At 36.6% G+C, this 12,926-nt stretch carries 20 protein-coding genes; 12 read left to right on the top strand and 8 right to left on the bottom strand.

Going from position 1 to position 12,926, the window contains the following annotated elements:
- Positions 1-330: 330 nt before the first annotated feature.
- From MMB68_RS22935 to MMB68_RS27575, 3 genes are all read right to left on the bottom strand, one after another.
- Positions 331-843 (bottom strand): DUF3231 family protein, encoded by a 513-nt coding sequence (locus MMB68_RS22935; RefSeq protein WP_063672460.1) that lies wholly within the window; start codon positions 841-843, stop codon positions 331-333.
- Positions 844-1,174: 331 nt separating this feature from the next.
- The gene (locus MMB68_RS22940; RefSeq protein ID WP_013058452.1) at positions 1,175-1,384 is read right to left on the bottom strand and encodes an alpha/beta-type small acid-soluble spore protein; all 210 of its coding nucleotides are present in this window, start codon (positions 1,382-1,384) and stop codon (positions 1,175-1,177) included.
- Between the two features lie 304 nt (positions 1,385-1,688).
- Positions 1,689-1,832: a hypothetical protein gene (locus MMB68_RS27575; RefSeq protein WP_481861945.1), complete on the bottom strand. Its 144-nt coding sequence runs from the start codon at positions 1,830-1,832 to the stop codon at positions 1,689-1,691.
- Between the two features lie 138 nt (positions 1,833-1,970).
- Here MMB68_RS27575 and MMB68_RS22945 point away from each other — a divergent pair, with 138 nt between their 5' ends.
- From MMB68_RS22945 to MMB68_RS22980, 8 genes are all read left to right on the top strand, one after another.
- A complete protein-coding gene (locus MMB68_RS22945; RefSeq protein ID WP_221786294.1) occupies positions 1,971-2,177 on the top strand; it encodes a hypothetical protein in 207 nt (68 codons plus the stop codon).
- Between the two features lie 134 nt (positions 2,178-2,311).
- The gene (locus MMB68_RS22950; protein ID WP_221786293.1) at positions 2,312-2,494 is read left to right on the top strand and encodes a hypothetical protein; all 183 of its coding nucleotides are present in this window, start codon (positions 2,312-2,314) and stop codon (positions 2,492-2,494) included.
- 223 nt (positions 2,495-2,717) lie between these two features.
- Positions 2,718-3,461 (top strand): HAD family hydrolase, encoded by a 744-nt coding sequence (locus MMB68_RS22955; protein WP_277549354.1) that lies wholly within the window; start codon positions 2,718-2,720, stop codon positions 3,459-3,461.
- 130 nt (positions 3,462-3,591) lie between these two features.
- Complete coding sequence (locus MMB68_RS22960) at positions 3,592-3,780, top strand: hypothetical protein (protein ID WP_013058440.1); 189 nt, start codon at positions 3,592-3,594, stop codon at positions 3,778-3,780.
- Between the two features lie 62 nt (positions 3,781-3,842).
- On the top strand, positions 3,843-3,989 hold the full coding sequence (locus MMB68_RS22965; protein ID WP_243557575.1) for a CotD family spore coat protein: 147 nt from the start codon (positions 3,843-3,845) through the stop codon (positions 3,987-3,989).
- A 201-nt stretch (positions 3,990-4,190) separates the two neighbouring features.
- Complete coding sequence (locus MMB68_RS22970) at positions 4,191-4,298, top strand: YjcZ family sporulation protein (RefSeq protein ID WP_016766356.1); 108 nt, start codon at positions 4,191-4,193, stop codon at positions 4,296-4,298.
- A gap of 284 nt (positions 4,299-4,582) precedes the next feature.
- The gene (locus MMB68_RS22975) at positions 4,583-4,735 is read left to right on the top strand and encodes a YjcZ family sporulation protein (protein ID WP_013058439.1); all 153 of its coding nucleotides are present in this window, start codon (positions 4,583-4,585) and stop codon (positions 4,733-4,735) included.
- Positions 4,736-5,037: 302 nt separating this feature from the next.
- A complete protein-coding gene (locus MMB68_RS22980; RefSeq protein ID WP_277549355.1) occupies positions 5,038-5,508 on the top strand; it encodes a DinB family protein in 471 nt (156 codons plus the stop codon).
- A gap of 159 nt (positions 5,509-5,667) precedes the next feature.
- Here MMB68_RS22980 and MMB68_RS22985 read toward each other — a convergent pair whose 3' ends face one another.
- The gene (locus tag MMB68_RS22985; protein WP_277549356.1) at positions 5,668-5,841 is read right to left on the bottom strand and encodes a hypothetical protein; all 174 of its coding nucleotides are present in this window, start codon (positions 5,839-5,841) and stop codon (positions 5,668-5,670) included.
- A 119-nt stretch (positions 5,842-5,960) separates the two neighbouring features.
- Positions 5,961-6,509: a TetR/AcrR family transcriptional regulator gene (locus MMB68_RS22990; protein WP_029323560.1), complete on the bottom strand. Its 549-nt coding sequence runs from the start codon at positions 6,507-6,509 to the stop codon at positions 5,961-5,963.
- 203 nt (positions 6,510-6,712) lie between these two features.
- Here MMB68_RS22990 and MMB68_RS22995 point away from each other — a divergent pair, with 203 nt between their 5' ends.
- From MMB68_RS22995 to MMB68_RS23005, 3 genes are all read left to right on the top strand, one after another.
- Entirely contained in the window at positions 6,713-7,474 is a 762-nt protein-coding gene (locus tag MMB68_RS22995; protein ID WP_277549357.1) for a carboxymuconolactone decarboxylase family protein, read from the top strand.
- 125 nt (positions 7,475-7,599) lie between these two features.
- Positions 7,600-8,463, top strand: a complete 864-nt coding sequence (locus MMB68_RS23000) for an aldo/keto reductase (RefSeq protein ID WP_277549358.1) — start codon at positions 7,600-7,602, stop codon at positions 8,461-8,463.
- A 64-nt stretch (positions 8,464-8,527) separates the two neighbouring features.
- On the top strand, positions 8,528-8,938 hold the full coding sequence (locus tag MMB68_RS23005) for a cupin domain-containing protein (protein ID WP_269871380.1): 411 nt from the start codon (positions 8,528-8,530) through the stop codon (positions 8,936-8,938).
- Positions 8,939-9,051: 113 nt separating this feature from the next.
- Here the strand turns inward: MMB68_RS23005 and MMB68_RS23010 are convergent, their stop codons facing one another.
- The 3 genes from MMB68_RS23010 to MMB68_RS23020 form a co-directional block, all read right to left on the bottom strand.
- A complete protein-coding gene (locus MMB68_RS23010; RefSeq protein ID WP_221786284.1) occupies positions 9,052-9,759 on the bottom strand; it encodes an SDR family oxidoreductase in 708 nt (235 codons plus the stop codon).
- A 98-nt stretch (positions 9,760-9,857) separates the two neighbouring features.
- Complete coding sequence (locus tag MMB68_RS23015; RefSeq protein ID WP_277549359.1) at positions 9,858-11,027, bottom strand: MFS transporter; 1,170 nt, start codon at positions 11,025-11,027, stop codon at positions 9,858-9,860.
- A gap of 81 nt (positions 11,028-11,108) precedes the next feature.
- A complete protein-coding gene (locus tag MMB68_RS23020; RefSeq protein ID WP_221786282.1) occupies positions 11,109-11,624 on the bottom strand; it encodes a cyclophilin-like fold protein in 516 nt (171 codons plus the stop codon).
- A 163-nt stretch (positions 11,625-11,787) separates the two neighbouring features.
- On the opposite strand from MMB68_RS23020, the gene MMB68_RS23025 reads away from it, so the two are divergent.
- Positions 11,788-12,690, top strand: a complete 903-nt coding sequence (locus MMB68_RS23025) for a LysR family transcriptional regulator (protein ID WP_277549360.1) — start codon at positions 11,788-11,790, stop codon at positions 12,688-12,690.
- The last annotated feature ends 236 nt before the right edge of the window (positions 12,691-12,926 follow it).

The raw sequence follows: 12,926 nt of genomic DNA on the forward strand, positions 1-12,926 counted from the left end.
TTATATGAATATTGCTTATTGATGTAGAAATCTACAGCTTTTAACTTTGTTTCAAGTGTGTGTTTTGACATGAAAAACTGCACCTCCAATTATTAGTTTTTGTCTAACAATTGGGGTGCAGTTCACTGTGCAGTAGTTTTCCTAGTCGTTAAAATATAGATGTTATGTTGATAATTCTCTATTGCACCTTGAGCAGGTTGCTCGAATTATTAATAGCTCATGTACTAAAAAGAAAAATATACCTTAAATGAGGATTTCCAAACAATGTTTCGTAGCATGTGGTATGGTTCACTTAAAGCGAAATCTTCACGTTTTATAGCAATTTTATTATCAACAGTCCGTGTTTTTTGACTTGTGAAGAGGTGGTGGAACTAACCAGCCTTTTTCTTTGTTAAGTCGCAAAAACTTTCCGCCAAGGGCTACTTTTTGCATGTGAATTTGACCAAACATTGCTGCAATATCTTCACGAATAGATTGGCCAATCAGTTGACTACAAGCAACTAGACCAGCAGCTATATCCAGTGAAATAGCCGCAGCAACTTCGGGGTCTTGAATACGTGCACCTACTGGAATATCATCTAAACAAGCTTCTGGACGTTCAGGCGGAGTTGGAGGTAAAGCCACTCCATTTTCTTTTAATAGCTTTTCTACACCTTTCATTTCCTGCTGACATTGTTCAATCGTTTCTTGTACCAACTTATGTAGATCCTTGTCCCCTACATGATTTAGAAACGTTTGATAACCAGCTACTAATCCTTTTGAAGCAGAAAGAAACGACCATGTTCCAAATACTTCACCATAATGCATCGGTTCATCTGTAGGATTTCCACTTAAAATACCCATTGTTATCCTCCTTAACATATTCATAATAATGTGCCACCTTTCTTACTATGCACATGCTTAACGTCTCCATATCATGTTTTATTATTCTTCTAGATATAAAAAAGGAATTTTATCAGTGAATACAATCTACTATTTTACGCATACTATTCAAGATGCCTATAAGGGAATCAGTCACAATACCCTTGTTATGCAGAGAGCTGCCTTCGTGGGCAGTTTTTTGTTTTGTCATGCTTTATGTGGTTTTCTGCTTATGACGATAAATAGAAAATGTCCATAATAAAAGGAAGAGTGGATACCCACTCTTCCTTCAGCCATCAATTATAAAGTTGTCTTAGAAGCGTCCGCCGCCAAGTTGTTGCTCAGCTAATTGCACAAGACGCTTTGTAATTTCGCCGCCTACTGATCCGTTTGCACGTGCAGTTGTATCAGCACCAAGGTTTACACCAAATTCGCTGGCGATTTCATATTTCATTTGATCGATTGCTTGTTCAGCACCGTATACTAATAATTCATTGTTGTTGCTGCTTTTGTTGTTTGCCATGTTGTGTCACCTCCTTGTTTTTTTAAGTTTCCTATTGTGGAAGAAATGCATTCGTAGTAAATAATGGATGTTTTCATTTCCTTGTGACTAAAAACTAAACGCTTGCCATGTGGAGGAGAGAAAATGACATTTCATTTGTCATTCTTTTCATTTGTCATTCTTTTCATTTGTCATTCTTTTTTCATGTTCATGTGTATACTATGTGAATGACAAAGGACTAACTCTTTAAAGAGTTAGTCTTTTGCTTGATGAAAACGATCAATATCCAAGGAGCTGCCTCAAAGGATTGCTTTTTATATCTATTTTAAGAGTTAGGTTTACTGATTCTAGCCATTGCTTCTTGGACTGCATTTACGATAAAAGGACCTTTTTCCTTCAAGTTATTCACGCTGATTTCACCTGAATGTAACCCTCTGCAAATTAAATTTTGACGTTTTAATTTCTCCATTTCGTAAAACAATTAAGCATGTTGTACATGTCTCTTAGCAACAAGTATCTATTTAATTCTCGGGAAATAAAAATATAACTTAACCTTCCACTTATTTTATCTTCAGATTTTCAAACAATAGGGCTAGGAGGTGTTTTTATGCCAAAGAAAGACTTTAAAGGCGTTGATAATTCAGGAATTGCAGAAAGAGTTGATTATAACAACTATAAAAATAAAGATAGCAATAATGATCCTACGCTTAACCGTGTTGTCGAAGAAGACGGACGTGCTCTTGACCCAAGGGAAACCTTGGAAAATTTCTTTACTGACCTTGAAGGCGAAGAGCCACAAGAAATTACAACTTAATAAAAAAAAGTAAAAAACGGTGGATCTTTCTTAGCGAAAAGACCTATGAAACGTAGATATTTTTATTAGAGGATCTGCTGTAAACGAGTTAACATGATTTTAAAAAATGAGGACTATTAATAGAGGTGAAGTTAATGTCGCATACAGAAACTGAACGGACAACGTATATGTATGATCCTTTCACTATACAAGGTCTTGAAATGAATATACCTAAAGAAAACGAAGGCAACCAATCGCTAATAAATCGTTCAGGACTGAGTACCTCTACGTTCAAAACAAATATGAATAGAGAACATTTTGAACGTTATATTTATTAGCAGGAATATCCTGCAGCGTTTTATCTTATAAAAAGATCCTTCTATTTTATATGCTAGAAGGATCTTTCCACTAAATATTCTCATTTCAGCATAGTAAATCAACTGCTTATTCCTAACGTATTTGAGATTTTATCTTGGTTTTAGGTGTGGATAGGTAATAAAAGTGGTTAGTGTTTTTTCATATATACTGTCCGTACATCCATTGTAGAAAGGATTTAACGAAATGCAGAAGCAAACCTTACTTTTTAATTTAGACGATACGCTTGTTCACTGTAATAAATATTTTAGAGACACCATAAATGCCTTTGTGGCTCAATTGCAGGAATGGTTTGAGAATCTGACTAAGGAAGAAATAAAACAAAAGCAGTTAGAGATAGATTTAAAAAGCATCGAAAAGTATGGCCTTCACTCTTCTCGTTTTCCAGAATCATTAGTAGCTACTTATTTATTTTTTAGTGAACAAAATCATCAAGATATCCATGACGATAGAGTCGAAAGAATCAAAAAAATTGGTCAAAGTGTATTTGAAGTACCGATAGAACCTTTGCCAAATATGTATGAAGTATTAGATAAGCTTAAAGAACAAGGACATAATCTCTACTTACACACAGGTGGAGATGAGGAAAATCAAGGTAGAAAAATTGTTCAGCTAGAGCTAGCTAAATACTTTGAAAAAAGAGTGTTTATTTCTGAACAAAAAGATACACCTGCATTAAAAGAAATACTAAACCAAATTAAGTACGATCCAAAAAAGACTTGGATGATTGGCAATTCATTAAAAACCGATATAAGACCGGCAGTAGAAGTTGGAATACATGCGATTCACGTACCTTCTGAACTGGAGTGGAGCTACAACCAAGTTAAAATTGATATTACGCCAAAAGGTAAATTGATAACCGTTCATTCACTGCTGGAAGTTCCAGAAATCATTCAAAAACATGCTCAAGAAACGGTTGTGTCTACCTAATACTAGGTCATATGTAAACACAATGCACAGAAGCAGCTAACCGTTGATTAAACCTTACCCAACAGTAGCCAGATAAAGTTCTTATGTTTTTTCTAACCAACTCACATACTATACAGAGGAGGTGACTGATATGGCAGATCAATCCAAAGAATCAGAAAAAATGATATGTGAAGATCATAATTCTCCAGTTGATGAAAGAAGCTATGATTTATACGAAGCGACGCGTAATTCACTTTTACGTAATGAATTAGACGATAAAAACAAAACCATTTTAAATAATATTGATAACGCAGCGATGGATGTTAATCTTGAGGAATAATAGGCATTAAAAAACCTTTTATTTCTTAGTCTCATACTGGTCAAAATGTGTTTGTACCAGTGGTGCATCCGAGTCATACCACAAATGTTTATCAAAAAAATTATAAATATATGCACTCATTCCCGCATACAGAATCCGTTGTATGCCAGGAAACGCACCAACATTTTTGTGCTCCAAGCTGTCCTCCTAGACCTCGTCCTTGGTGCTGATAGCCAAAAAATCTCCTTCATTTTAACAATGAAGGGTTTTTACTATGTGAAATTTAGGATGTTATTTAGCTATCGCTAAACAAAGTAGCCTATTTTAGACCAAAATCCAATCGATATGAGCTATGTCTACATATAATACCTTAACCCATGTATATTTAAAGTTTTTTCCTTTAGTTAAATACCATGAAAAGAGGTGTTTGTATGTCTAGTTATGGTGGAGCTGGTTCTGGTTTTGCTTTATTAGTTGTCCTGTTTATTCTTCTTGTCATTATTGGATGCAGCTGTTACGGCCGCGGATTTGGCTATTAATAACAATAAAAAAGTCTTTCTCTAATTTGAGAAAGACTTTTTTATTCTAGGTTGTGGGGGGACTCTTATACGCAATAGAACTGATTGGGCGGAATTCAAACAATCTATTGCAGAGGGAGTAAAACTCATATATGGGATCTGAGGATGCTTCATTGTATGTAAAAGAAACTAAAAGGTTATTATTTTTTATTTATAGTGATATAAAACGTAGTCTATCCACTTCGTGGAGCAAATTTCGTTTTTCATCATATGCTAAATGTATGAAGAAGAAGGAGGTGAAGTTTATGTTCTTTGGCGGTTATGGCGGAGGTTGTGGCTATGGTTATGGCGGCGGCTGCGGTTACGGCGGTGGCAGTGGTTTTGCTTTAATTATCGTGCTGTTTATCTTATTAATCATTATTGGCTGTGCTTGTTGGGGAGGATTTGGCGGTTGCTAATTATTAGCCTGCCTTTATCTCTAACTTAAAAAAGTTAGCTTTATGCTAGCTTTTTTTATTTGTTAAATAGGGACATGTATAGTGATTAGTACTCACATCTGCTGCGTTAACCAATGGTTTACAGCTTGTTACTAAGCGTTTATGGAGTTTTTTACATAAAAGAATTGAATATACGATTCCTAAAGTATGAAAGTTATTATACTCAGCATAAGAACCATGAATATTTGAAATAAGTTTAGTTGAAAATTCACCTCTTTGTTTTGGAGAAATCATGTAAAATGATGATAAGAGGAGGGATGGAAATGAATGGAACAGACGCAATAGTATTAAATATAAAAGAGATTAGAAGAAGAAGTATAAAGGTTTGGCAATCAATTCCTGATGATAAACTCGATTGGAAGCCAGATAAAGAAGCTATGACATGCATAGAAATGGTTCGTCATGTCTTGGAGTCAGAATACTATTATCATCTAGCTATCAAAAATTTGGGCAGCTTAAAGGAATTTGATTCTCCTTTTGAAAAAAGACCCTTACAATCTATAAAGGATGAATTGGAGTTTGCAGCATCATACCACCAACAATTTTTAGACATGATTACTACTTTTTCTGAAGAAGATTTAACTAACATTCAAATAGACCGTTCAGATGTTGGTTATATTCGTTCTTTAGGGGATATGTTGATGCGGATAGGCTATCATGAATCCGTACACGCTGGACAACTCTTACAGTATTTGAGAATCATGGAGGTTGATCGACCTAGAATATGGGATTAAATCAATTAACTAATATGTATGTCATAGATAAAGTTAGTTATCGTAATGTCCCTATTTGCTAAGAAATATTTTTTGTATTTATAGAAAGCTCATTGTTTGTAATCTGTGAATTTGATCAAACATCGCTGCAATATCTTTCCGAATAGACGAGCCAATTAATTAGCTATAAGCAACTATATCAGTGGCTATCTCCATGAAGATAGCCGCTGCGACTTCTGGATCTTGAAAACGTGCTCTGCATAGAATATCATCCAAACCTGCTTCTAAACGTTCAGGCAGAGCTGGGGGGAAAGCTACTTCATTTTCGTTTAATAGCTTTTCTGCGTCTTTCATTCATTAGATGAATCAAAATATGTTTCGGCGCTTATTCTCCGTGCTTTAGTACTATTTATAAATAACCTGGATCCTCTGTAGAGTCCAGGTTATTTAATTGCTTTTAAAAACGCAATAAATTATTCTAAATTCCGATCTAACAATATGCCAGTTTGCTCAGCTATGACATCGGTTGGAACGTGCATGCCATTTTTAAACCACCATTCTACTGTCCCTACAACAGCTGAGGCAAAGAATTGAACAACAACTTCTTTACTTAACCCTTCGTTTTCACCTTTAGTTATATCAACTTCAGGACTATACTCTTGAATGACTAACTCGAGAAAACGGCTGCGAAAATAATGTGCGCCTTTACTTTCTAACATGGTGGAAAAGAACAGGTGGTGGCGCTCAAAGTATTCAAACCAAATATAATTTCCTTCTTGAAACGTCATATCAGCAGCCGAATGGCATAGTTCCTCGAGATTGTTCATATGCTCTTCAATCATCTTATCTAGTAAATCGTATTTATCCATGTAGTGAAGATAAATTGTGCCTCGGTTAACGTTTGCTTTGTCAGCAATGTCCTGAATGGTAATGTCATCAAATCGTTTTTGGGTCATTAACTCAGTAACTGCTTTTTTTATAGCCTCTTGGCTTTTGAGTATTCTTCTATCGACTTTAGCCACTTTAAAACCTCACTTTTTTTAAAGATATTCAACAATATCTCTTCATTTGTTGAGTAATCAACGAATCGCCTTTAATTAGCGATTGAAAGGATCTTATTTGCTTTTATAATTATAGACAGATGTTGATTAATCAATCAATATTGATTTTCAGCAGACAGGTAGATACTTTTAAAACTATAGAAAAATGAACTTCAATAGGAGGAATGTTTGTGAACCGCATTGACAGGAGTATAGAAAAATACAAGCAGCTGTTTGGCGATGGTGTTCCAGCTACACATGTTACCGATCCGGATTTTCAGGACATTCTAAGCCATTTTATTTTTGGAGAAGTTTTTTATCAAGGTGAGCTAGATGACAAGGAGCGCGAGCTAATTACATTGGTAGTTCTGGCTACTAACCAGACGTTGCTTCAACTAACAGCACATGTTAGCGCAGCGCTGAGTGTTGGTCTAACACCTGTAGAAATTAAAGAAGCTGTTTACCAGTGTGGACCATACATTGGTTTTCCAAAAACGTTAAATGCCATCGATAAAGTTAACGAGGTTTTCAAAGCAAAGGAAATTGTTTTACCGATAGAGAGTCAAAAGACGGTAAATGAACAGAATCGCTCTCAAAAAGGGCTGGCTACTCAAGTAGAGATTTTCGGGGATGTTATTAAAAAAATGCAGAAGAATGCTCCATCGAATCAAACGCATATACAGGAATATCTTTCGGCTTTTTGTTTCGGAGATTTCTACACCCGCAGCGGACTTGATTTGCAAACAAGAGAGCTATTAACTCTCTGTATTGTAAGTGCGTTAGGTGGTGCTGAAGGTCAAGTGAAGGCACATGTACAAGGGAATCTGAATGTGGGAAATGCCAAGGAACGATTGATTGATGCAATCACTCACTGTCTTCCATATATGGGGTTTCCAAGAACACTAAATGCATTAGCTTGTATTAATGAAATTAGCCCTGAAAATTAAGAGAAGAGAGTAGGAGAGTCAAGAATCTCTGCTTTCGGTGAAGAACTTACTGATAATAAATAGGGAAATAAAGTATATAGGACAAGCTACTACAAAAATAAAACAATTCAAAGGAGATAAAAAACATGTTTAACGAAACGTATAAATTATCAAACGGTGTAGAAATTCCTCTATTAGGCCTTGGTACTTGGCTGCTTGATGATGAACAGGCAGCGCAGGCAGTGCGTGATGCGATCTCTAATGGGTACCGTCACATTGATACGGCTCAAGCTTATATGAATGAAGCTGGTATAGGCGAAGGAATCTGTTCTAGCGGTGTTGAAAGAGAAGAACTTTTCATTACAACAAAGGTTGCTGCAGAAGCAAAGACTTATGAGAAAGTTACGGAGTCTATTGATGAGTCTTTAATAAAGATGGGGCTGGATTACATTGATCTTCTTATTATCCACAGTCCACAGCCTTGGACGGAGTTTAGAGAAGAAAATCGCTATTTCGAAGAAAACAAAGAGGCATGGAAAGCAATGGAGGACGCTTATAAAGCAGGAAAGGTAAAGGCAATCGGTCTTTCTAATTTCCTTCAGGATGATATAGAGAATATTCTTTCAAGCTGTGAAATCAAGCCTATGGTCAATCAGGTATTAGCACATGTGAGCAACACGCCTTTAGATTTAATTGAGTTTTGTCAGAAGAATGACATCTTGGTAGAAGCATATTCGCCAATTGCACACGGTGCAGTTCTTGATAATAAAGAAGTTAAGGTAATAGCTGATAAATATGGGGTATCTGTCGCGCAGCTTTGCCTACGCTATGATATTCAGCTTGGGTTTGCAGTCATTCCTAAGACTGCAAACCCAGATCATATGAGAATCAATGCAGAGCTTAATTTTGTGATTAGTGATGCAGATATGGAAATTTTGAAAAATGTCGAACCTATTCAGGATTATGGTGAGCATAGCTACTTCCCGGTATTTGGGGGGGAGTTGAAGTAAACATGTAATAGCAATGAATGAGCCAAGACATACAACTATGAATGATATTATTGGAGGAATCAAAATGGCAAAACATGAAGAAGTAAAAAATGGCGTTATTTTCCCAGTAGGAGAAAAAAACGAAGCGTATGCACAATTTTTTGTTGGACAAAGCTATCTTCAAACATTAATCGCGGATCCCAAAGTGAATGTCGGAGTTGGAAATGTGACCTTTGAACCTGGATGCCGCAATAACTGGCATATTCATCGTGATGGATTTCAGCTTTTATTAGTAACAGGTGGCGAAGGCTGGTACCAAGAAGAAGGAAAACCTGCACAATTCTTAAAAGCTGGAGATGTTGTTGTTACACATGATGGTGTAAAACATTGGCATGGTGCTGCAAAAGACAGCTGGTTTGAACACATTGCCATCACTGCCGGTACGCCGGAATGGTTAGAATCAGTAACGGATGAGCAATATAACAACATAAAATAATAGATTGCATATATGCTAGAAACAAAAAAACCTACGGATTATTGGTAATAATCCGTAGGTTTTTTATTATAAATTCAAAATATCATAGGGGAGGTACTTAAAGCTCTAAACATTCACCAATCGATTTGTTTTTCATCTTTAAAAAAGCCTCCGGAAGGTCCTTCAGTTCCAATCGTTGCTAACCAAAGGATAGAACGAGCAGCTTGCTGCGGCGTTCTTGGAGCTGATGGTCCACCCATATCTGAGCTTACCCATCCCGGATCGACTGCGTTAATTTTGATATCTTTGGTGCTTTCTACAGCTATTAATTGCGTTAAGCCATTTAGAATAAGCTTAGATAACTTATAAGCGCCTACTCCTGGAGATGACATTTCACTCATGGCTCCATATTCTGAGGAAACATTAATAATTCTTCCGTAGGATTGCTGTTCCATGAGAGGTATAAAGGAACGGATTACATGGTAGGCACCGAAGAAGTTCGTTGCCAGCGTTTTCTCTAGAATAGAAGGCTCCATATTGACTAATTTTTGATTTTTATCCAAATATATGCCCGCATTATTAATCAATACATCTAATCGTCCATATTGTTCACTTACTGTAGCTGCAGCTTTGAGGATGCTGGCTTCATTGCTTATATCCATCACCACATATGAAACCTCAAGATGAGAGTCTTTAAGTTTTTGCACGGCTTTACGTCCGGTTTCTGAATTTCGACTCGTCAAAATAACTTTAAAACCATCCATCGCCAATTGTCTCACTAGTTCATATCCAATACCGCGATTTCCGCCGGTGACAAGTGCCACTTTAGTGTATTTTTCCATGTCAAGTCCTCCATTTTTTATTTATTAATGCTGTAAGCATTGATTAGAACGGATTGCTGCTTTTCATAGATGTAATAAAAGAAAGTTGCGCCGATGGCTTATTTTGAAAGTTGACTTACCGGACGCTGCATGTAGCTTCTTGGTAAAATAAATAGTACACTCAATACTAATGACAAGATCCCCACTAGTACAACGTATTGTATACCCATTCCTGATATAAATAGTCCACCCACGGCTGTACCAATCGTTGTTCCTAAGTTAACGGATGATAAAAATAATCCATTCGCAAAATCAGGTGCTTCTGGAGCTGCGGAGGAAATCCAATATTGATTAATATTCGTTCCTATACCAGCAAATATTCCCCAAACTAAAGTCATGATAGCCATAGGCCAAGTAAACTGTCCGATGAAGAATAAAATGATGTAAACGACTCCCAATGCGAAAGGGAAAACGACTACAGTTTTAATGGCGTTTTTCGTAAGTAACTTCCCTGCGATAATGTTTCCGAAAATATTTGCCCCACCGAATAGAATCAACATGAAACTAATTAATTGTCCAGAGATGTTCGTAACGCTTTTAAGATACTCAGCAAGATAACTGTAAACCCCAAATACTGCTGAATTTAGTAAAAGGACGGCAATAATAGAAAGCCAAGTAATAGGTTTTTGTAATACGCTTAGCTGTGCTCCGTATGAAAGTCTTTCTTTAACGGGCATAGAAGGGAAGAATGCCCATGTAGCAATAAATACAATAGCATTAATAACAGCAAAAAACGTCATTGATAGTTGAAATGAAACTGTGCTTGCAAGAAAACTTGCGATTGGTACACCGAGTACCATACCTGCAGATACGCCAATAAAGACTTTTGAAACGGCTTTTGGAGCGTCTTCCTTGCTCACTGAGTTTGCAGCCATTGTAAAAGCCGCTGAAAAATAAATTGGGTGAAAGATAGCTGGAATCACACGCGCAATTATGGCAATAGCAAAGTTAGTGGTGAATATAGAGATAATGTTACCTAAAACGAAAATACCAAGTACAAGCAACATCGCTTTCTTACGATTGACTCCTGAAAAGAGTAACGGCATCGTTGGACCAGATATTGATACAGTAAGCGCAAAGAGACTCACCAGCCATCCGGCCTTTGATACACTGATATGAAAGTGATCCGCAATGTAGGGCAGTATCCCTATAACCCCCATTTCGGTATTTATAATCCCGAAAGCTCCTAAGGTTAAGACAAATATAAGTAGCTTATTTTGTTTAGACATAAAATCAATTTCCTTCTTTCTAAAAAGCGTTCTGTTCTAGCTGCTTCAAAGCGGGCTGTTTAAAGAGCAATTGTCATGTTTTTACTTAGTCACTTTTTCAATGGTAACTGTAAAATCACCATGAATATTTTCAACGTTTTCTTTTCCAGACTCAATCTGACCTAGTATGATAAGGTCATTTGTAGCATCCTCGAAACCTTTATAAAAAATAGCTACATTTCCCCAAGGAGCGTAATAAGCAAAGTCGCCTTTTTTTGATAGATCTCCAGCTTGTACATCATCTGCTGATAATCTTTTTTGTAAAATACTAACTTTTTCTTTACCTATATAATCTTCAAAAGTTATGGTTAAAGGCAGTTGAGCTAAAAAAGCCATACTTGCTGGGTTATTGTACATCCTGACGAATACTTCTTTGTTGTTAAACGTTAATTTTATTTTTGTATCTGAAATAGAATCTTCTTTTAGTTGTTCTGGTGCTTGGTTTAAAGGATTACTAGTATTATGATCTCCGTCCGCTGCAGATGAATTATTGTTGCTACAAGCAGCGAGGGCAAGGCTTGTTACTAAGATAGAAGACAGACACAACAGCTTTTGCATTTTAAGCTCCTTTCCACTTTTAATAATTAAAGGTTGAACTTCTTTGTTATTTATTCTACCGGCTTCTTTTGGATATAAAAAATACTTATATCTTATATCATGATATATTTGATAAGCATTTCTAGAGTGTATATACTAAACCTTATGAAAGGAGGAGGGGGATATGGAAATTCGAGTTTTGCGGTATTTTCTTACGGTTGCAAGAGAAAGAAACATCACGAAGGCCGCTGATGTTTTGCATGTGACACAGCCAACTCTGTCTAGACAATTAAAAGACCTTGAACAAGAGTTAGGTAAAAAACTATTTATTCGCAGCAGTCACAGTATCATTTTGACAGATGAAGGAATGCATCTGCGAAACAGGGCAGAAGAAATTGTTAATATGGTGGATAAATTAGAGGCGGAATTTAGTTCGATGGCAGAAACAATAGGTGGTGATGTTTATATAGGGGGCGGGGAGACAGAAGCAATGAAACATATTGCACGAGTAGCAAAAGATGTGCAGTTACGTTATCCAAATATACGATATCACCTCTACAGCGGAAACGAAGAAGATATAACGGAACGGCTTGACAAGGGATTGCTTGATTTCGGTATTTTAATTCAGCCAGCCGATATTTCAAAATACAATTATCTTAATATGCCTGCCAAAGATGTTTGGGGCGTTGTGATGAGAAGAGACAGTCCTCTTGCCCTCAAAGAAAGCATTCAAGCTGCGGATTTATTAAACGCTCCACTAATCTGTTCACGACAGGCCATGAAGCAGACATTTTCAAAAAATGAATTTTCGGATTGGTTTGGCGAAGACTTTCATAAATTAAACATCGTTACTACATACAATCTTGCCTATAATGCGGCGATTATGGTTGAAGAAGGCGTTGGATATGCCATAACACTTGATAAAATAGTCAATACGTCTACTACTAGCAATCTTTGTTTCAGGCCGTTACAGCCAAGACTTGAATCAGGTTTAAATATTGTGTGGAAAAAGCATCATGTTCTTTCAGCTGCGGCAAATGCGTTTTTAAAAGAACTGCAGGGGGAATTTTCACAAACTCTAAACTGACAGCGCAGCGGTCTAGCTCAAACAAATGAAGTAAAAAGGCTTATCTATACGGTATGGTAGATAAGTCTTTTTACTGCCGGTATAGAGGTGATGTTAAGAGCCTTTGGATGTTTTATTAGCATGTACCAACTCCCATTCGCTAGGGTTAGTGTCATCTGGCGATAAACCGTTAATAATATCTTCCAAAATGAATTACTTTCCGGTATTGGAGAAAAATATGGAAAAACACTCGCACA

The sequence above is a fragment of the Priestia sp. Y58 genome, from assembly GCF_029522095.1.
Classification (GTDB): domain Bacteria; phylum Bacillota; class Bacilli; order Bacillales; family Bacillaceae_H; genus Priestia; species Priestia megaterium_E.